We start from the raw sequence: 18,382 nt of genomic DNA on the forward strand, positions 1-18,382 counted from the left end.
AATGAGTAGATTCCGCCGTTCTATGCCTTGAATCGATAAAATACCCAATATCTAGTAGGTCGCTTAATACATCAGTAATCTGCCGATCCGCTCCGCTCTGCATCCAGACCTGACCATCGACAGCAAACAAAAAAGCCCGCGCGAGACGCGGACTTTCCAAATCACATGTAGTGCGCATGTTAATAATGTGCAACTGGCAACCTGTAGATAAATCAGAACCTATTGAGCTTCAGCAAGCTGAGCAGACTTAGCAAACCGCACACCCCGTTTTGCCAATTCAGTCCGACAGCCCTCCCAAGCTTTCTGTTTAATGGAAAGCACTGCATCCTCAACCAACTCGACATCATACCCACGGCTCAGCGCACCAAGTGCTGTGCTTTTCACACAATAGCAGCCATCAAGCCCCACAATCCTGAGCCGACCGATTTTGTGCGCCTTGAGGAAAGCCTCCAACTCATTGCTGGTAAACGCATCTCCAACATGTTTCACCACATCCACGCTCGGTTGAAACCGAAGCCGCGCGTCCAGCGCAAGTCCATCTGACCCCTTCGTTCCCAATCCCTCGCCAAACAAACCAATCAAAAAGTTAGTAACGGTTCCATCGAAAATATGTCGCACCGCTATTACCGGCTGACCACGCGCCTGAGCTTCTGCTGCCAACACGTTTATCCGCGCAATCCGCTCTTCAACGTAGGACGACGGCCACTTCCTTGCTTTGGTATCCTTGGTAAAATCCTCCTGCACATCCACTACAACCAATGCAATCTGATCCTGCTTGCTCCTATCAATCATCTCGCCCCGCCTAGCGCGCTGTTTGCGCATTATTTGAAACGCGGTGTACCCAACACCAATCACAAGCACCAGAACAACAAATCCAATTAAATTCCACGAACCCATCAACCCCTCCCAATCATGACTGAGCCAAAGAAGAAAAACACGCCAGCAAAGCCCTTTGCACTTTCAGATGCGCCCGTACCTCATCTGCGCTCAGAGACTGCAAAAGCTCTTCAACTCTCAAGATCTCCGCTTGCCGGATCGCAGTGATGGCATCGCGCCCTTTGTCTGTCAGCGCATAAAAGTGAGAACGGATATGCGCCGGATTGGCCTGCGCCTCTACAAACCCCGCATTTTTGCAAGCCGACAAGATCCGCGCCACAAACTGGCGCTTCAGGTCCAGCCGCTCGGTAATCGCGGGCGCGGTCAACGGCTCCTCACTGTTCAGCAAGGCTTCCAAGATAGCCCGCTCCCCCACACTCACACCGTATCTCTGCGCCCCAACATCGACCGCATTGGTGATATGCCGCAGCAAAGGCCGCGTAATCTGAATCCCCTCATAAAGCACATCCGCCAAATCAGGGCCTGCCTGAAAAACTCTCTCTTCCATAACCCTGAGGAAACCAGCATCAATTGATTCTGTCAACCGAGTTGACAATTTAAATACAACACTCGAATAGAACCCGTGCTAGACTCTATGGATAATTTGTGAGTCTCTTTCTCGTTTTGTGCAAAGCCCTTCATGACCACCGAAAAATCAGCAGTCGTACTCGGCGCTTACGGCTTCATTGGCGCAGCATGTGTCAAACACTTCCAAAAAGCAGGATTTCATGTCACCGGCGTAGGACGCTCGCAAACTGCGGCCATGCAAGCTTTCCCAGATATCCTGTGGCATATCCGTGACATCGCGAAGGCCTCGACCAGCCAATGGCGGGAGATCCTTGAGGGTGCAGATATTATCGTCAACGCATCCGGCGCCCTCCAGGATTCCTCCAAAGATAATCTCGAGGAAATCCATGTTAGGACCATCAAGCGACTGTGTGATGTTCTGAAAGAAACAGACAAACGCTTCATCCAGATCTCTGCGGCTGGTGTAAGCACGAATGCCACCACACAATTTTTCCGAACCAAATCAGAAGGTGATGCACTTGTCCGGCAGCATCTCCCACATGCAATCATCCTACGCCCGGCGCTTGTCGTTGGCCCGCAAGCCTACGGCGGCACCGCACTTTTGCGTGCCGCCAGCGCAATGCCACTCATTGGGTTCAAAGTGTTCCCAGAGAGTCAGATCCAATGCATCTCAGTTGACGATCTTGCTAAGTCTGTGACCTGGTGCGCACTCGGGCATATTCGTGAAGGCACCACAGCTGATATTGCAGAAGAAACCTCGCAAAGCTTTTGGCAACTCACTAAGACGATAAGGATGTGGCAAGGATTTCCAAAATGGCGCGTTACACTCAAAACACCAGATTGGGTCCTGACAACAACTAGCAAGCTGGCAGATGCCCTAGGCAAGTTTGGCTGGCGTTCGCCATTACGCTCCACCGCGATTGAAACACTCAAAGACGGCATTGTCGCCGATACTTCGACTTGGAAGCAAGCCGGTGGCTTCACCTGTCAGACGCTACAGGAAACACTGGCGCAGCTTCCCAGTTCTACCCAAGAACGCTGGTTTGCAAGGCTCTACTTGTTACTCCCAATCACAATCGCTTGCCTTGCCCTCTTTTGGCTTGCCTCCGGTATCATCGGTGCATCTCAATTCAAAGAGGCACAAACAGTCCTGCTTAACCGAGGCTTTAGCCAGACTGTCAGTCTACTTTTCGTCTTAGGTGGTAGCGTGACTGATATCTTCCTGGGCACACTCATCCTCTTTCGTAGGCATACTCGCCTCGCCTGCCTGGGCATGACAGCAGTGACATTGAGTTATCTTGGGGCCGGAACATTATGGGCAAGCGATCTCTGGCTAGACCCTCTCGGTCCATATGTAAAAACAATCCCGGCGATGATCCTTGCACTCTTCCCGATCCTGCTGCTGGAGGAAAGATGACCTACGAACTCCTCAAGTTCCTGCACATCATCGGTGCATGCGTTCTTATCGGAACTGGAGCTGGCATAGCTTTCTTCATGGTCATCGCAGCCAGAACACTGGATGCAGCCGCAATCGCTCACACTGCAGGCACTGTTGTTATTGCAGATACGCTCTTCACAGCAAGCGCGGTGATCATTCAGCCCATCACCGGATTCCTACTCGCAAAAGAAGTTGGCTGGTCACTGACTGAAGGCTGGATTGCTCTCTCATTAGCACTTTACTTTGTCATCGGTGCATTCTGGCTGCCAGTGGTCTGGATACAAATTCAACTCAGAAACCTCGCCACAGCAGCAGTCGCAATGAGTACGCCCCTACCATTGCGCTACCATAAACTCTACCGCATCTGGTTCGCCTGCGGCTTCCCAGCCTTCCTAGCTATTTTAGGGATAGTCTGGCTAATGATTGTGAGGCCAGCTGTTCAGTTCTCATAAGATCCGCACCAACAAAAAAGGCCCCGGATTTCTCCGAGGCCTTCTTCATTTCAAAAGCAGTGCTGAAGCTTACTTGCTCCACCAGTTGGTGGAAGGCTCGAAGCGGCCAGCGGCTTGTTCGATGACTTCGCCAACCTGGAACAGGGTGCCTTCGTCAAATGGCTTGCCGATCAGCTGAAGGCCCAGTGGCAGGCCGTCTTTGTTCAAACCAGCTGGAATGGAGATGCCCGGAACACCAGCCATGTTGGCCGTCACGGTGAACACGTCGTTCATGTACATGGTCACCGGATCAGTGATCTCGCCCGGCGCAAACGCGGCATCTGGCGTGGTCGGGGTCAGGATTGCATCCACACCATCCGCCCATACAGTGTCAAAGTCCTGCTTGATCAGGGTACGAACCTTCTGCGCTTTCAGGTAATACGCATCGTAGTAACCAGCGGACAGAACATAGGTGCCGATCATCACACGGCGCTTCACTTCGTCGCCAAAGCCAGCTGCACGTGTGTTCTCATACATTTCTACAATGTCATTGCCCGGTACACGCAGACCGTAGCGAACACCATCGTAACGCGCCAGGTTGGAAGACGCTTCCGCTGGAGCCACGATGTAGTAAGCAGGCAGAGCGTACTTGGTGTGCGGCAAAGAAATCTCGACGATCTCGGCGCCAGCTTCCTTCAGCCATGCAATACCCTGCTGCCAAAGCTTTTCGATTTCCTCTGGCATACCGTCCATGCGGTACTCTTTAGGAATACCAATCTTCATGCCCTTAACGGACTTGCCGATGAAGTCTTCATAGTTCGGCACAGGCGCATCAACGGATGTGGTGTCTTTTGCATCAACAGAGGCCATAGACTTCAGCAGGATCGCGTTATCGCGCACGGTGCGGCCAATCGGACCAGCCTGATCCAGAGAAGAGGCAAACGCAACCATACCCCAACGAGAGCAGCGGCCATAAGTTGGCTTAATGCCCACAGTACCGGTCAGCGCAGCTGGCTGGCGGATAGAACCACCCGTATCAGAAGCTGTTGCCGCCGCACAAAGATGCGCAGCTACCGCAGAAGCAGAACCACCGGAAGACCCACCAGGAACCAACGCAGTGTCAGAACCGTTGCGGCGCCATGGGTTAACAACATTGCCGTAGTAAGATGTCTCGTTGGAAGAGCCCATCGCGAACTCATCCATGTTCAGCTTACCCAGCATCACAGCACCGTCGTCAAACAGGTTCTGCGTCACAGTGGACTCATACTCAGGCTTGAAGCCATCGAGAATATGAGAACATGCCTGAGTGTGAACACCCTTGGTCGCGTAAAGGTCTTTAATGCCGAGAGGAATACCTTCCAGCGGACGCGCTTCGCCAGCAGCGATTTTTGCGTCAGAGGCTTTCGCCTGCTCCCGGGCAATATCACCGGTCACAGCAATGTAAGCGTTGAGCGCTTCGTTGCCGGTTTCAATCGCACCCAGATAGCTTTCAGTCAGCTCGGTTGCAGTAAAGTCGCGGGCAGCCAGCTTATCGCGCGCCTCAGCGATCGTCAGTTTTGTAAGATCAGTCATAGTCTCTACATCTCTAGGACAGCCGCAAGCGGCTTTTTATAGAAAACAGATTCAGGGTGCTCGGGATAATCCAGAACAGGGCCACAGCGCTCAAAACCTGAGCTTTCGTAAAGACGAATAGCAGCCTCGTAGTTCCAACCAGTTTCAAGAACTAGACTGGTCAATCCCGCCTCTTCTGCATGAGCGATAATTTTCTGAAGGATTCTCCGACCAACACCTTTGCCCTGCGTTTCAGGCAAGCTGAACATGCGCTTAACCTCACCCGTATCGCTTGAGTGCAGTCTCAGTGCACCGCAGGCAATCGCCTTACCAGCCTCTCGCGCGACAAACACGGTCGTATCTGCTCCCGCCATTTCCTTAACGGACATGTGGTGGCAAGCCTCAGCAGGCGTAAGTTCCAAAAGCGTTTGGGTGAGCTGCTCTACCAAAGCAACAACATCGTCCTGGCGCGGATCTTCAATTCCAACAGAAACGCTCATGCAGAAATTCCCTATTCAACAACCTTAGGCACAGTGAAGAAGTTGTCTTCATGCACAGGTGCGTTGGAAACAACCTTGTCCGCGTAACCGCCGTCTGTCTGGCCGTCTACGCGCTTCTTCATGGTGGTTTCAACCACAGAGGTCATCGGCTCAACGCCGTCAACATTCACCTCGTTCAGCTGCTCAACAAAACCAAGGATCACGTTCAGCTCACCAGTCATTTTCTCAGCCTGCGCGTCATCAACCTTGATGCGAGCCAGCCCGGCAACACGTTTTACCGTGTTCAGATCAACCGACATGTTTCACTCCGAAATTGCGGGGGCAAAGAACTGCCCGCCTCGAATTCATGGAGAAGAGCTATAAACACAAAAAAACAGCAGAACAATCTCTGCCCTGCTGTTCATCCCTCATATTCTCATACTTACGGAACCAATTAGGACCGATTATAGTTAAGCATACCCAAACTGTCTGCCACGAACACCTGAAACCACCAGCCACAATGCCAAGACCAACAGCAACGGAAGCGCAGACAGAGACAGCCACGCCCAGCCAACCGTACCAAACAAGATACCGGTTGAAAGCGCACAGACCGCAGAAACCAGCGCAACAACAGCATCATTGGCACCTTGCGCGAGCGGCGCGTCCTGTGGCGCAACCACTTCAACAAGCCGCGATGAGGCGCCGATGAAACCAAAGTTCCAGCCAATGCCAAGCAGGATCAAGGCCACATAAAACGCCCAAAGCTCAGAACTAAACGCTCCAACCACACCTGCGCCAGAAAGCATCAACAGACCCAGCACCATCACAGTGTTGGTTCCAATCCGGCGAATGATATAGCCGGTGACGAAGCTGGGGCCAAACATCGCCACCAGATGCCAGCGGATCACATCACTGGATTGCCCAACGGAAAAACCACAATATTCCATGGCAAGCGGCGTTGGCGACATCTGCATGGTCATGAACCCGAAAGAAAGCCCGGCACACGCTGTTGCACTCCAGACAGCAGGCCTGCGCAAAACCTTCAGGCTCTCAGCAAACCCTGTGGCCTGCTGCCCCTTTTTCGACGCAGGCGGCAGGCGCAACCCAAGCACAGGCAACGCCCCCACAACAGCAACACCAGCCAGCGCCAGATAGCTGCCGATAAACGGAATGACGCCGCCAAAATCCTTCACCACCCCAACAAGGCTCGGGCCAAGGAAAGCCGAAAGCAGCCCCATGGACATACTCAGCGAGATCGCCATCGGCTTCCATCGCTCGCTGGCACTGTCAGAAGCAGCAAAACGCATAAAGGTATAAGCTGCGGTCGCAATGCCCAGCAAAACATGCCCGGCCAGCAACACAACAAACTGATTGGCATAAAGCGCATAAACGCACAGCAGCGACCCAATGATGCTCAGCACCACCCCCAGCAAGATCCCCTTCTGCCTTCCAAAGCGCCCCATAAACAGAGAGATCGGCGTGGCAAAGAGAAAGTTGCCGAACATCTGCAACGCAAGCGGCACGGTCGCCATGGTCGGATGCGGTGCAAGGTACGATCCTGCCAACGCACTGATCGCAATCAGAATTGGCATCTGCATGGAAAGAATTGCGGTTGCAATCAAAATGAGCGGAAAGTTGCGCGCCCTGTAGGCCGGTCCCTGCCCCGCCACCTCAGAAAATCCCATAATTATTCCTCGAAGAAACTTTGACTGTCCTTAAATTACCGCGTACACCAGTTGGCAGTTAGGACATTCAAGCTTCAAATCATGCCAAACATACAAATTGAACAGCCCCGTCAAATTGATGCGCTCGTGTATCACGGGATCAATCTTCTCGATCTGGCCGGCCCCATGCAGGCGTTCTGGACCGCAGATAGCTATCAACCCGGTTATACTCTCCGGACCCTGTCCATCGATGGCCAGCCTGTAGAAACCCAACCCGGCATGAAGGTCGCCGTTGACGGCACCTTTGCCGACTGGAACCGCTCAGCTGACCTGCTCATTCCCGGCGGACGCATTGATAACCAGCTGGGCAACACAACCGTGCACACCCTGCTCCACGAAGCTGCGGCAAGAACAAACAACACGCGCATCGTCTCCATTTGCTCTGGCGCACTTCTGTTGGCCGACGCTGGCATCCTCAATGGCAAGCAAGCCAGCACCCATTGGAGCCGCGCCTCCTCCGCGCAAACTCAGTTTCCGGACGTGGACTGGCAGCTCAATCAGCTCTTCGTGAAATCAGGCGATATTTACACCTCGGCAGGCGTCACGGCAGGCATCGATCTCGCCCTGCACCTTATTGAGCAAGATCTCGGCTCTGCGATCTCCTTGAAAACCGCACAAGAACTGGTCGTCTACCTGCGTCGCAACGGCGGGCAAGCCCAGTTTTCATCCGCCCTCTCGCTGCAAGCCGCCGGACAATCCAACATCGCCAAACTCTCGGAGATCATCCTGTCAGAGCCAGAAGCAGACTGGACCATCGAGAACATGGCAAAATCCGCAGGCGTCTCAACTCGCACGCTACACCGTCGCCTGAAGGAAGACATTGGCGCCACCCCTGCCCAGTTCGTAGAACAACTACGGCTGGACCTTGCCAGAACCGCACTCCTGAAACGCAGCTCCATCAAACAGGCCGCCAGCCTCTCGGGCTTTGGGCATATCCAGAACCTGCGCCGCGCCTTTCAACGACGCTTCGGTATCACCCCATCAGAGTATGTCGAGAGGTTCTCCTGATGCCCGATCAAGTCACCCCAAGAGGCCGCCCGCGCAACACGGACCTCACCCGCAAGATCATGAAAACAATGCTCCAAGCTCTTGCAACCAACGGCTACCACGGCACCTCAACACAGCAGATTGCACAGGACATTGGCACCTCCAAGCAAGCGCTCTATCGCCGCTGGCAAAACAAAGCAGCTCTGGCACTGGAAGCCCTGCGCTATGGGTTCAGGCAGGTCCCACCAACCTACCCCGGCATGTCCACCTTTCAAAACGATATGCTGGACGCCACCTCAGGTATGTTACAGGCACTCTGTGAGACCCCATTGGGCTCCGCGTGGCTTGCATTGCACGCAGAACCCTCATTAGCCGAAGAGCTATCCCTCCTTGAAGGGGAGCAACGCACCCACTTCAGGCAGATCTTCGTCTACTGGAACACCACAGCCAACATGGAAACCAGTATTGACCAACTTCTCGGCTTTGTGTTTTTCACCAGCCTCATACGCCGCCGAAAGCCATCCAACTCAGAAATTTCCGAGGTAATCCAAAGCATTACGACCCGATCATAACAGATCAAAGCTTCTCGCTGCTTGGTGATGACACTTGATTGGCGCTCACCCACCCTCCTGGGGCAAGAAGAATGCACCTCGAAAAGAACGGGCAAATCCGCGGGCCGAGGTCGCCAGACAAATTCAGCACCATTCCTGACCGGTGCTGCGTTTGTTCGGAGCACTTCATCGTTTTATTGAGGGTAAAAGAATGAAAATCAAATCCATTGCTGCTGCAGCCGCCATTGCAGGTGCTGTCCTTTCCGCAAGCTCATTGGGAGCATTCGCGGATGAAATCTCCACCTACACCTCAGGCGGCTACGCAATCGGGGGCACCGATCCTGTTGCCTACTTTACGCAAAACAAGCCCGTGCAGGGCAAAGCGGAATTCACCGCGCAGTACGACGGCGTAACCTGGAAATTCTCCAGCGCTGAAAACCGCGACAAGTTCATCGCAGAGCCTACAAAGTTTGCCCCGCAATACGGCGGCTGGTGCGCCGTTGGCACATCCTTCGGCACCAAGCTGGAAACCCAGCCGGAACTCTGGGACATCGTTGACGGAAAGCTCTACCTCAACGCCCATGACGGCGCAGTCAAGCGCATGCAAACCCGCACAAGCGAAACAATCATCAACGCAAATGCGAACTGGGAAGATATCCGCGACGTACCTCCAGAAAAGCTCTAATTCCCTTCAGTGCATAGGCTGCAATAGGCATTGCCTGGCCTATTTCGATATTCCCCAAATCTCATCGTAGCCTATGCACTGCACCTGGAGAAAGCCGCAGACCTCTGCGGTTTTTTTCCGTTTCACAACCCCATTTTCCGAAAGCATCTCTACCACCCACCCACACCTATCAAAACGGGCAATGTACAATATCACAACCATTTCTCGAATTGGTGATCAAGCGTTATTGGCGTAAGGGAAGCTCCTCACGCATAGTGTGCTTACAGCATACATTAAAAACCGGCCCCAACATCTAATCACCTGGTAAACAGAACAGGCCAAACTCGTTTCTACACAATAGCCCGAAGGAGTTGCCCATGCCGATCCGATCCTCAGTTCTTGCAGTTGGACTTGTCCTGTCCGCACTTGTAACTGTTCCGATAACGGCAGTGGCCGATGAGGTGACCAACTTCGTCGAAGAAGGCTATGCAATCAGGGGAACCGACCCGGTTGCCTACTTCAAAGAAGGTAAGCCAGTTCCGGGTCAGGAAGAGTATTCCACCCAATATCAGGATGTTACCTGGCTGTTTTCTTCCGCTGAAAACCTCGCGGAATTCGAAAAAGACCCAACCAAGTACGCCCCACAATACGGCGGCTGGTGCGCAACCGGCGTAAGCTTTGGCCTCAAAATCCCGATCCAGCCGGAGCAATGGAAAATCGTTGACGGCAAGCTGTACCTGAATGCCCATGCAGGTGCCCAGCGCCACTTCCTCAAAGACCCGCAAGCCACCATCGCCAAAGCAAATGAGAATTGGCCAACAATCGAGAACACGCCGGAAGGGGACCTTTAAGCCAGTCCCACCCAAGCTGGGCTAAAGGCCATACCAATCGCGCTTGCTCCCCAACAGAGCGTGACCCTGCGGTGAAATAACAAAACGCGGAAAGTGTCCTCATCAAACTCAAAAAGGCCCCGGTCCATGCCGGGGCCTTTCTTTATGCGACATAGGAAACCTGATCAGGCTACGTGCTCTTGTTGATCTTAGCCGTCTCCCCGGCCTTTAGCGCAGCCACTCGAAACGCGTCATCTCCCATATACTTGATAAATTTATCAGCACTCTGGTCAATGATCGGCATCGTGCCGTAATGGCAGGGAATGATGGTCTGGAAATCAAAGTAACGCTCGCATGCCATCGAAGCAGTACGGGCACCCATGGTGAAGCGGTCTCCAATTGGCACAATGCCGATTTCCGGCCGGTAAATCTCATTGATCAACGCCATGTCAGAGAAGATATCCGTATCACCCATGTGCAACAATGTTGGCTCATTCTCTGCTTTTACAATAACGCCTGCCGGGTTCCCCAGATAGATGTCCATAACGTTGCGCTCCATGCTGGAGGCGTAAGACGAACTGTGCACCGCGTTGGTCATCGCGACTTCAAACGCGCCCATATTAACGCAGCCACCTTGTTCAACCGGATTGATTTTCTCGATACCGTGATCCTTGGCCCACATGGAAATCTCGAAGTTCGCCGTGAGTGTCGCATCCGTTGCTTTCAGGATATCAAAGGTATCACCCACATGATCATAGTGGCCGTGTGTCAGCAGAACATGGTCAACACCTTCGCTCACCTGCTCCACACTCATATCCTCCGGAAAGCTCGGATTACCAGTAAGGAAGGGGTCAATCAAAATTGTCGCACCCGGAACACGAACTTTAAACGCAGAATGACCCAGAAACTGAATATCCATATCACCAATCCCTCCCAATGCGGCACGCCTGTATTGGGCGCCCTCAAAGTAACCATACGGCACCTAGACTAGGTGGGACTTCGTTACACAACCCTTAAATGAAACCGTTCAAAGTTCACGGCCCCGTCAACCACCTACCAGATCTCCCAATCAATCTCCGGCAGGCCGTTTTGCTTCAGGTAGGCGTTGGTTTTTGAAAACGGAGCCGACCCGAAAAACCCACGCCGTGCCGACAGCGGTGAAGGGTGCGCGCTCATCAAAACCAGATGTTTGCTCTCATCAATCAGATCCAGCTTCTTTTGCGCATGAGCCCCCCAGAGGATGAACACCAAATGTTCACGCGCCTCGGAAAGCCCCCTAATTGCCGCATCCGTAAACGGCGCCCAGCCCTTCTTCGCGTGCGACCCGGCCTTCGCCTCCTCCACACTCAATGAGGTATTCAGCAACAACACCCCCTGCTCCGCCCAGTGGTTTAAACAACCATGATCAGCTGGCGCGTAGCCAAGGTCACTTTCCAGCTCCTTGTAGATATTGCGCAGCGAGGGCGGCAGCTTCACCCCTTTGCGAACAGAAAAGGAAAGCCCGTGGGCCTGCCCTTCGCCGTGGTAAGGGTCCTGCCCCAAAATAACAACGCGCACATCGCTTAGAGCCGCAGCTTCAAAAGCCGCATAGCATTCAGCAACAGGCGGATAGATTGTCTTCCCCGCAGCAGCTTCAGCATCTAAAAACGCCTGAAGCTTCTGAAAGTAGGCCTTGTCCATCTCGGGAGCTAAAATACCCTGCCACCCTTCTTCAAACTGCACCTGTCTCACGCCTGTCTCCGCCTGCTCAATCTTCTTGTGTTCCTACCTTTACCAGAACAGCTGCCGCACAGTTCCGCCGGAAACAGCATGTCCCCGAGAAAAAACGTCTTACCCGCTTGGCCTTCCTCCCAAGCCGTGCTAACTCGCCGCCATGGCAAATGATCCTTCTCTTTCTTTACAAGATTTCTGCGACGCGCTTTATAACGATGATCGCCTGATCGGTATCGACCTCGGCACCAAGACCATTGGTCTGGCCCTCACCGATTCCGGACGGCAGATTGCCTCTCCACTGGAAACCATCAAGCGCAAGAAGTTTACACAGGATGTGGAGCGCCTGCTCGATCTTTGCCAGGAACACGGTGTCTTTGGTCTCGTGATTGGCCTGCCCCTCAACATGGACGGCACCGAAGGCCCCCGCTGCCAGGCTACCCGCGCTTTTGTGCGCAATCTGGCCCAGAAAACGGAAATCCCCATCACCTACTGGGACGAACGCCTCTCCACCGCAGCCGTCACCCGCACACTCATTGAGGCCGACCGCTCCCGCGCCCGCCGCGCCGAACTCGTCGACAAAATGGCCGCCACCTATATCCTGCAGGGCTTCCTTGATCGCATCAACTACGGCGGCACATCCCTCTTCGAGGCAGAGTGATGCTTCTGGCATACCGGCATCTTAGCCTGTGCTGAGCACGTAGGTCTTCAAGATGACAATCCCAAGCATCAACACTTGAGATTTTTTTGGCTCACAGAGCTTTACCGATCTGCGCATTTCAGGCTACGTGCTTAAACGGAGGCATGCTGCACGCCTCGTTTATCCATCTCATTTGCCAAGACCGTTTTCCGTCTGAGCAATACTCTGAAAAGCAATAATATGTTTTCTGCTCTGTCAGCCATTACCTCTGTCCTGCTCCTAACGGCTACAGGATGGTTCCTCCGCCGTCGCAACTTCATTCCAAGAGAGCGCTGGGGCGGTATGGAAGATCTGTCCTATTGGATCCTGTTCCCGGCGCTCATCCTCATCAATGTCGGCACCTCCGATTTCTCAGTGATGCCAGTTAAAGACATCGCCATCGCTGTACTGGGAACCTTCTCCTTTCTTGCTGTTCTTTGCCTCGTGCTGCAACCCGTGCTCAAAGCAAAGTTCTCCATGTCGGGCCCGCGCTTCACCTCGATCTTTCAAGGCGTCGTGCGTTGGAATGGCTTTGTCGCCATGGCAATTGCAGCCAACAGTTTTGGCGAGGAAGGTGTGGCGCTGGTAGCGGTCATCATGGCAATCATGATCCCGGCAGCAAACCTGCTCTGTGTCATCGTTCTGGCCGTATACGCAGGCGGATCATCCCCTACTGTACAGACACTTGCGAGAGAACTGGCCAAAAACCCATTCATCATCACCGTTGCAGCGGGTCTGCTGATCAACGTATCAGGTGGCCAGATTCCGCAGGTTATCACCAACTACCTGACATTTTTGGGAAGCGCAGCACTGCCAATTGCTGTTTTATGCGTAGGTGCCGCTTTGGATCTGCGAGCCCTGCGCCGCCCCGGCCCAGCGCTCACTTCAGCCTTGTTGATCCGCAACATACTTGCTCCAGCCATCGCCATCAGCTTTGCACTCGCCCTTGGACTGGACGAGATTTCGGCAACCATCGTTGTACTGGTGTTTTCGGTCCCATCCGCAGGCGCAAGCTTTGTGCTGGCGAAAAAAATGGGCGGCGACGCCAAGTTGATGGCCGAAATTCTGACCCTTCAAACAGTCGCCGCCGCAATCACCATTCCCGCTTGGCTCGTGGCCGTGGCTTACTTGACTGGGTAAAGCCACTCCAAAATACCAGTGGCGTCATAACGCGCGTCCAGCATGCCGTAGCTTGAGCGCCACTGACCCGCCATCCGGGTCTCGATAAACGCATTGGCAATCGCTGGAGGAGCAACCTCCTTCAGCGCCGCCGCAGCCGCTGTAATCGCCAACTGCTCAGTGAGCAAGCGTGCGCCACCTTCATCTTCCAGACACGTACGCGCCGCAGCCTGCAACACTTCAACAGAAACCTTACCCGCAGGCCCAAGGTCCGTTTCCAGCGTACCCAACACGTTCATGAAGCTATCTGGAGTGCGATGCATAGCTCGCAGAAGATCAAGCGCCATGATGTTGCCTGAGCCTTCCCAGATACTGTTCACTGGCGCTTCACGGTAAAGGCGGGCCATATCGTGGTCTTCCACATATCCGTTGCCGCCCAGACACTCCATCGCCTCAGCCGCAACATTCTCCGCGCTCTTGCAGATCCAGTATTTCGCCGCTGGTGTAATAATCCGCAGGAAGTCCGCAGCCTGACTGTCTTCCTTCTCCAGATCCATGCAATGAGCCAGCTTCAGGGCCAACGCTTCACTGGCCGCCATATCCAAAGACATATCCGCCAGAACCCGCTGCATCAGTGGCTTTTCAATCAAACGCGCCCCGAAGGCACTACGGCTTGAGGTGTGATGAACCGCTCTTGAAATCGCTGCCCGCATCAGCGCAGCAGACCCAATACAGCAATCGACGCGGGTTGGGGTCACCATCCTCAAGATGGTTTTAATGCCCTTACCCGCTTCACCAACAAGGAAACCAACCGCATTGTTGAACTCTACCTCGGAAGAGGCATTGGACTTGTTGCCCATTTTGTTCTTCAAACGCTGGAAATCCAGCCCGTTCACCTCACCGGTTTCCAGAATGCGTGGAACGAGGAAACAGGTTGGCCCCTCTTCCAGCTTAGCCAGCACAAGAAACGCATCGCACATAGGCGCGGAGAAGAACCATTTATGGCCGTTGATCACATAAGTGTCGTCAGAAACCCGTTCCGCACGGGTGATAATCTGGCGCAGATCAGAACCGCCCTGCTTTTCTGTCATGCCCATACCAAGGCTCACGCCCATTTTCTGGCTGGCCGGACGGAATCGCTGATCATACTTGCGGCTCTGAATTCGTTCGTTCCAGACTTTGGCGAGCTCGGGAGATTGCGTCAAAGCCATCGCTGAGGCGTTGGTCATGGTCACAGGACAAAGGTGCCCACCTTCAACCTGACACATTACGAAATACTTGCGCGCCCGGTTATAAAACGCCCGCTCACCACCCGGCTGCATCGAATCAACCGAAGCACTGTGCAGCCCAGCCTCGAACGAGCGGCGCATCAAGGCATGGTAGGAGGGATGAAACTCCACAACATCCAGACGGCGGCCATACGGATCATGTGTTTTGAGCACCGGCTCATTCACATTCGCCAGGCGGCCCAGATCAAGCGCATCGGCAGCGCCGCACTGCTCTCCAAACTTGATCAGCTCATCGCGCGCTGAATCGTTGGAACCGGTGCCACCCAGATCAGCAAGAAGAATCGGATCACTTTCGGCAAGATTGTACCCACAATACGGAGGCGCCTGATTGATCACAGCTGTCGTCATAGCGGCTTGCGAAACTTTTTCCATTTTTCCTCCTGCGCGTTGCCCCAGCGATTTTTGTAGTTTATCGCCCATGGTGCAACTTTGATCTGCACAATAAAAGTATACATCCGTTGAGCCCTTTACGAACTCGGTGTTTCTGCCTATAGATGGGTCTTCGATGACCCAGAAAACCACACATCGATCCACAGCGTTCCCGCATCGCCATCTCCTCGGTATCGAGGGATTGCAGCCTCCCCACATTAATTACCTTTTGGACCTTGCCGACGAAGCCGTCGAAGTCTCCAGACAGGTCGAAAAGCAGAAAGCTGTTCTGCGTGGGCGAACGCAAATCAACCTCTTCTTTGAGGCTTCCACCCGCACCCAATCTTCCTTTGAGCTTGCAGGCAAGCGCCTGGGCGCGGATGTGATGAACATGTCGGTCTCCACCTCCTCGGTGAAAAAAGGGGAAACCCTGATCGATACTGCAGCCACCTTGAACGCAATGCGTCCTGACTTGCTGGTAGTTCGCCACCATGCTGCAGGTGCAGTTCACCTGCTGGCACGCAAAGTCGGCTGCGCAGTCGTCAACGCCGGCGACGGTCCTCACGAACACCCAACACAGGCTCTGCTGGATGCCTTGACCATCCGCCGCCACAAAGGAACCCTTGGCGGTCTCACAGTAGCCATTTGCGGTGACATCCGCCACTCCCGCGTGGCGCGCTCCAACATTATTCTTCTTTCCAATATGGGAGCTCGCGTGCGTGTCATAGCTCCCTCTACACTAATGCCCTCCGGTATTCATAGTATGGGCGTTGAAGTATTCACAGACATGCGCGAAGGTTTGAAAGGATGCGACATCGTCATGATGTTGCGTTTGCAGCGCGAGCGTATGAGTGGTGCCTTTGTGCCATCCGTACGTGAGTATTTCCGCTACCACGGTCTGGATTCGGAAAAACTCTCCTACGCCAAGCCGGACGCTTTGGTCATGCACCCTGGTCCAATGAACCGCGGTGTCGAGATCTCGGCAGAAGTTGCTGACGGCCCACAAAGCCTCATTCGCGAGCAGGTAGAGATGGGCGTTGCCATACGCATGGCAGTGCTTGAAGCTCTTGCTCAAAACCTTCCTGACACTCTTTAGAGGACACGCGCATGAACAAAAGTGTGAACCCGCTGGTCCTGAAAAACGCCCGCGTCATTGATCCTGCTAACAACATGGATGAAGCAGGTGCGGTTATCGTTCAGGATGGGATAATCCTTGCCGCCGGTGCAGATGCCCTCAATCAGGGCGCTCCGGACGGCGCAAAAACCATCGACTGCGACGGCGCTGTCGTTGCCCCCGGCCTTATCGACATTGGCGTCAGTGTTGGCGAGCCGGGCGCAGAACACCGCGAAACGCTGGAAAGCGCGAGCCGCGCAGCCGCCGTTGGCGGTGTAACCACCATCCTCACCAGTCCCAACACGGACCCGGTGATCGATGACCCGGCGCTGGTGGACTTCATGCTCCGCCGCGCCCGCGACACCGCCATCGTCAATGTCCACCCCATGGCCGCCCTTACCAAGGGGCTGGCTGGCAAGGATATGAGCGAGTTGGGCCTGCTCAAGGAAGCAGGCGCCATCGCCTTTTCCAACGACCGACTGCCAATCACCAACTCCTCCGTTCTGGTCCGTCTCCTGACCTACGCCCGCGACTTCGACGCGCTCGTGGTTCATCAGGCACAGGACAAAGACTTGGCAGGTTCAGGTGTCATGAACGCAGGTCTACGTGCCTCATGGCTGGGTCTGGGCGGCATCCCGAGAGAAGCCGAGTTCGTCGCAATCGAGCGAGATATGCGCCTCGTCGCCATGGCGAAAGGCAAGTATCACGCCCGTCTGATCTCCTGTCCGCAAAGTGCAGAGGCGATCCAGAAAGCGAAGAACGAAGGCCTCAACGTCACCGCCGGTATCTCCATCAATCATCTCACGCTCAACGAAAACGACATCGGTCCATACCGGACCTTCCATAAAATGTCGCCGCCATTGCGCACGGAAGATGATCGTCAGGCCATGGTTGCGGCACTGGCAGACGGCACAATCGACATAATAATGTCCGATCACAACCCACAAGATGTGGAAACTAAGCGTCACCCCTTTGCAGAAGCCGAGGATGGTGCTTTAGGGCTGGAAACGATGCTTGGAGCGGGAATGCGCCTCGTCCTGAACGAGGATATTTCACTCTCTAAACTACTTGCAACAATGACTTGCAATCCAGCGGACCGTCTTGGCCTTCCTGCCGGTCGCCTCTCAAAAGGTGCACCAGCAGATCTGATCGTGTTCGATCCGCAAAAGCCATGGATTGTGGAGAAAGACAGAATACGCTCCCGCTCAAAGAACACGCCTTACGAGGATGAAACTTTGACAGGACGGGTTTTGACAACCATCGTTGCAGGCGGCATCCTAGATCATGACGCAATTTAGCGCGCTCTTCTGAACGGACCCAGCGGGTATGGCAGAAGACGTCGCGAGACGATGAAATATTAAAGCAGCAGGCCTGACAGTATGGAAAAGCCTGCTGCTTTAATCTGCAACAACTGGAGAACACCCGTGCCTGATCCAATCAGCTGGTCCTTTGATTTACCCTACTATCTGGCTGCATTGGCCTTTGGCTATCTATTAGGCTCCATTCCCTTCGGCCTGCTCTTCACCAAAATGGCAGGCCACGGCGATATCCGGAACATTGGCTCTGGCAACATCGGCACCACCAACGTGCTGCGCACCGGCAGCAAAAAGCTGGCAGCGCTCACCCTTTTATGTGACGCCCTCAAAGGCACATTCGCCGTTGTGCTCGTCTACCTTTACATGGGCGGCGACGCTGCACTGATCGCAGGTCTGGGTGCCTTCCTCGGCCACATCTTTCCAGTCTGGCTCAAGTTCAAAGGCGGCAAAGGCGTTGCGACCTACATCGGCATCCTGCTTGGCATCTTCTGGCCGGTGGGCATTATCTTCATCGCCATCTGGATCGCAACCGCCTACATCACAAAGTATTCCTCCCTGTCAGCACTGGTAGCAAGTCTTGTCACTCCCTTTATTCTGCTGGCTTTCGATCAGAGCCAAATTGCGCAAATGATGGGATTACTCAGCGTATTGCTATGGGCAAAACATCACGAGAACATTGCCCGCCTGCTGAAAGGCAAGGAAAGCAAGATCGGTTCCAAGGGATGAT

20 protein-coding genes are annotated in these 18,382 nt (G+C 54.1%); 11 read left to right on the forward strand and 9 right to left on the reverse strand.

Going from position 1 to position 18,382, the window contains the following annotated elements:
* Positions 1-219 precede the first annotated feature (219 nt).
* Both IE076_RS20995 and IE076_RS21000 read right to left on the reverse strand, forming a co-directional pair.
* Positions 220-897, reverse strand: a complete 678-nt coding sequence (locus IE076_RS20995; RefSeq protein ID WP_189438764.1) for a cysteine hydrolase family protein — start codon at positions 895-897, stop codon at positions 220-222.
* Between the two features lie 13 nt (positions 898-910).
* The gene (locus IE076_RS21000; protein ID WP_189438765.1) at positions 911-1,384 is read right to left on the reverse strand and encodes a MarR family winged helix-turn-helix transcriptional regulator; all 474 of its coding nucleotides are present in this window, start codon (positions 1,382-1,384) and stop codon (positions 911-913) included.
* A gap of 132 nt (positions 1,385-1,516) precedes the next feature.
* Here IE076_RS21000 and IE076_RS21005 point away from each other — a divergent pair, with 132 nt between their 5' ends.
* Together IE076_RS21005 and IE076_RS21010 are read left to right on the forward strand one after the other, a co-directional pair.
* Positions 1,517-2,821 (forward strand): SDR family oxidoreductase, encoded by a 1,305-nt coding sequence (locus tag IE076_RS21005; RefSeq protein WP_189438766.1) that lies wholly within the window; start codon positions 1,517-1,519, stop codon positions 2,819-2,821.
* On the forward strand, positions 2,818-3,294 hold the full coding sequence (locus IE076_RS21010) for a DUF2269 family protein (RefSeq protein WP_189438767.1): 477 nt from the start codon (positions 2,818-2,820) through the stop codon (positions 3,292-3,294). The genes IE076_RS21005 and IE076_RS21010 overlap by 4 nt, the downstream gene beginning before the upstream one ends.
* Positions 3,295-3,363: 69 nt before the next feature.
* Here IE076_RS21010 and gatA read toward each other — a convergent pair whose 3' ends face one another.
* The 4 genes from gatA to IE076_RS21030 form a co-directional block, all read right to left on the reverse strand.
* Positions 3,364-4,845: an Asp-tRNA(Asn)/Glu-tRNA(Gln) amidotransferase subunit GatA gene (gene gatA / locus IE076_RS21015; RefSeq protein ID WP_189438768.1), complete on the reverse strand. Its 1,482-nt coding sequence runs from the start codon at positions 4,843-4,845 to the stop codon at positions 3,364-3,366.
* 5 nt (positions 4,846-4,850) lie between these two features.
* Positions 4,851-5,324: a GNAT family N-acetyltransferase gene (locus IE076_RS21020; protein ID WP_189438769.1), complete on the reverse strand. Its 474-nt coding sequence runs from the start codon at positions 5,322-5,324 to the stop codon at positions 4,851-4,853.
* An 11-nt stretch (positions 5,325-5,335) separates the two neighbouring features.
* Positions 5,336-5,623 carry an Asp-tRNA(Asn)/Glu-tRNA(Gln) amidotransferase subunit GatC gene (gene gatC / locus IE076_RS21025; RefSeq protein WP_189438770.1) on the reverse strand — a complete coding sequence of 96 codons (288 nt, stop codon included), beginning with the start codon at positions 5,621-5,623 and terminating at the stop codon, positions 5,336-5,338.
* A 150-nt stretch (positions 5,624-5,773) separates the two neighbouring features.
* Entirely contained in the window at positions 5,774-6,988 is a 1,215-nt protein-coding gene (locus tag IE076_RS21030; RefSeq protein ID WP_189438771.1) for an MFS transporter, read from the reverse strand.
* An 81-nt stretch (positions 6,989-7,069) separates the two neighbouring features.
* Between IE076_RS21030 and IE076_RS21035 the strand changes: the two genes are divergently transcribed.
* The 4 genes from IE076_RS21035 (at position 7,070) to IE076_RS21050 (ending at position 10,080) form a co-directional block, all read left to right on the forward strand.
* Complete coding sequence (locus IE076_RS21035) at positions 7,070-8,035, forward strand: GlxA family transcriptional regulator (RefSeq protein WP_189438772.1); 966 nt, start codon at positions 7,070-7,072, stop codon at positions 8,033-8,035.
* Entirely contained in the window at positions 8,035-8,586 is a 552-nt protein-coding gene (locus IE076_RS21040; protein WP_189438773.1) for a TetR/AcrR family transcriptional regulator, read from the forward strand. Before IE076_RS21035 ends, IE076_RS21040 begins: the two co-directional genes overlap by 1 nt.
* A 190-nt stretch (positions 8,587-8,776) precedes the next feature.
* The gene (locus IE076_RS21045; RefSeq protein WP_189438774.1) at positions 8,777-9,250 is read left to right on the forward strand and encodes a YHS domain-containing (seleno)protein; all 474 of its coding nucleotides are present in this window, start codon (positions 8,777-8,779) and stop codon (positions 9,248-9,250) included.
* A 356-nt stretch (positions 9,251-9,606) separates the two neighbouring features.
* Positions 9,607-10,080, forward strand: a complete 474-nt coding sequence (locus IE076_RS21050) for a YHS domain-containing (seleno)protein (RefSeq protein WP_189438775.1) — start codon at positions 9,607-9,609, stop codon at positions 10,078-10,080.
* Between the two features lie 169 nt (positions 10,081-10,249).
* On the opposite strand, the gene IE076_RS21055 is transcribed toward IE076_RS21050, so the two are convergent.
* Both IE076_RS21055 and ung read right to left on the reverse strand, forming a co-directional pair.
* Positions 10,250-10,978, reverse strand: a complete 729-nt coding sequence (locus tag IE076_RS21055; protein ID WP_189438776.1) for a metal-dependent hydrolase — start codon at positions 10,976-10,978, stop codon at positions 10,250-10,252.
* Positions 10,979-11,112: 134 nt separating this feature from the next.
* A complete protein-coding gene (gene ung / locus IE076_RS21060; RefSeq protein ID WP_189438777.1) occupies positions 11,113-11,790 on the reverse strand; it encodes a uracil-DNA glycosylase in 678 nt (225 codons plus the stop codon).
* 142 nt (positions 11,791-11,932) lie between these two features.
* On the opposite strand from ung, the gene ruvX reads away from it, so the two are divergent.
* Positions 11,933-12,430, forward strand: coding sequence for a Holliday junction resolvase RuvX (ruvX, locus tag IE076_RS21065; RefSeq protein ID WP_189438778.1), 498 nt, complete (start codon positions 11,933-11,935; stop codon positions 12,428-12,430).
* Between the two features lie 219 nt (positions 12,431-12,649).
* A complete protein-coding gene (locus IE076_RS21070) occupies positions 12,650-13,588 on the forward strand; it encodes an AEC family transporter (protein ID WP_189438779.1) in 939 nt (312 codons plus the stop codon).
* On the opposite strand, the gene IE076_RS21075 is transcribed toward IE076_RS21070, so the two are convergent.
* Entirely contained in the window at positions 13,573-15,228 is a 1,656-nt protein-coding gene (locus IE076_RS21075; RefSeq protein WP_189438780.1) for an acyl-CoA dehydrogenase family protein, read from the reverse strand. The genes IE076_RS21070 and IE076_RS21075 overlap by 16 nt on opposite strands.
* 133 nt (positions 15,229-15,361) lie before the next feature.
* On the opposite strand from IE076_RS21075, the gene IE076_RS21080 reads away from it, so the two are divergent.
* The 3 genes from IE076_RS21080 (at position 15,362) to plsY (ending at position 18,381) form a co-directional block, all read left to right on the forward strand.
* Positions 15,362-16,321, forward strand: coding sequence for an aspartate carbamoyltransferase catalytic subunit (locus tag IE076_RS21080; protein ID WP_189438781.1), 960 nt, complete (start codon positions 15,362-15,364; stop codon positions 16,319-16,321).
* 11 nt (positions 16,322-16,332) lie between these two features.
* Complete coding sequence (locus IE076_RS21085) at positions 16,333-17,637, forward strand: dihydroorotase (protein WP_189438782.1); 1,305 nt, start codon at positions 16,333-16,335, stop codon at positions 17,635-17,637.
* Between the two features lie 126 nt (positions 17,638-17,763).
* The gene (gene plsY / locus IE076_RS21090; RefSeq protein WP_189438783.1) at positions 17,764-18,381 is read left to right on the forward strand and encodes a glycerol-3-phosphate 1-O-acyltransferase PlsY; all 618 of its coding nucleotides are present in this window, start codon (positions 17,764-17,766) and stop codon (positions 18,379-18,381) included.
* Position 18,382 lies beyond the last annotated feature (1 nt).

The organism is Pseudovibrio japonicus (assembly GCF_014651595.1).
Lineage (GTDB): Bacteria > Pseudomonadota > Alphaproteobacteria > Rhizobiales > Stappiaceae > Pseudovibrio > Pseudovibrio japonicus.

Coding starts and splice junctions, on each gene's coding strand:
- IE076_RS20995 (WP_189438764.1), bottom strand. CDS start 897: ATGGGTTCGTGGAATTTAATTGGATTTGTTGTTCTGGTGCTTGTGATT.
- IE076_RS21000 (WP_189438765.1), bottom strand. CDS start 1,384: ATGGAAGAGAGAGTTTTTCAGGCAGGCCCTGATTTGGCGGATGTGCTT.
- IE076_RS21005 (WP_189438766.1), top strand. CDS start 1,517: ATGACCACCGAAAAATCAGCAGTCGTACTCGGCGCTTACGGCTTCATT.
- IE076_RS21010 (WP_189438767.1), top strand. CDS start 2,818: ATGACCTACGAACTCCTCAAGTTCCTGCACATCATCGGTGCATGCGTT.
- gatA (WP_189438768.1), bottom strand. CDS start 4,845: ATGACTGATCTTACAAAACTGACGATCGCTGAGGCGCGCGATAAGCTG.
- IE076_RS21020 (WP_189438769.1), bottom strand. CDS start 5,324: ATGAGCGTTTCTGTTGGAATTGAAGATCCGCGCCAGGACGATGTTGTT.
- gatC (WP_189438770.1), bottom strand. CDS start 5,623: ATGTCGGTTGATCTGAACACGGTAAAACGTGTTGCCGGGCTGGCTCGC.
- IE076_RS21030 (WP_189438771.1), bottom strand. CDS start 6,988: ATGGGATTTTCTGAGGTGGCGGGGCAGGGACCGGCCTACAGGGCGCGC.
- IE076_RS21035 (WP_189438772.1), top strand. CDS start 7,070: ATGCCAAACATACAAATTGAACAGCCCCGTCAAATTGATGCGCTCGTG.
- IE076_RS21040 (WP_189438773.1), top strand. CDS start 8,035: ATGCCCGATCAAGTCACCCCAAGAGGCCGCCCGCGCAACACGGACCTC.
- IE076_RS21045 (WP_189438774.1), top strand. CDS start 8,777: ATGAAAATCAAATCCATTGCTGCTGCAGCCGCCATTGCAGGTGCTGTC.
- IE076_RS21050 (WP_189438775.1), top strand. CDS start 9,607: ATGCCGATCCGATCCTCAGTTCTTGCAGTTGGACTTGTCCTGTCCGCA.
- IE076_RS21055 (WP_189438776.1), bottom strand. CDS start 10,978: ATGGATATTCAGTTTCTGGGTCATTCTGCGTTTAAAGTTCGTGTTCCG.
- ruvX (WP_189438778.1), top strand. CDS start 11,933: ATGGCAAATGATCCTTCTCTTTCTTTACAAGATTTCTGCGACGCGCTT.
- IE076_RS21070 (WP_189438779.1), top strand. CDS start 12,650: ATGTTTTCTGCTCTGTCAGCCATTACCTCTGTCCTGCTCCTAACGGCT.
- IE076_RS21075 (WP_189438780.1), bottom strand. CDS start 15,228: ATGGAAAAAGTTTCGCAAGCCGCTATGACGACAGCTGTGATCAATCAG.
- IE076_RS21080 (WP_189438781.1), top strand. CDS start 15,362: ATGACCCAGAAAACCACACATCGATCCACAGCGTTCCCGCATCGCCAT.
- IE076_RS21085 (WP_189438782.1), top strand. CDS start 16,333: ATGAACAAAAGTGTGAACCCGCTGGTCCTGAAAAACGCCCGCGTCATT.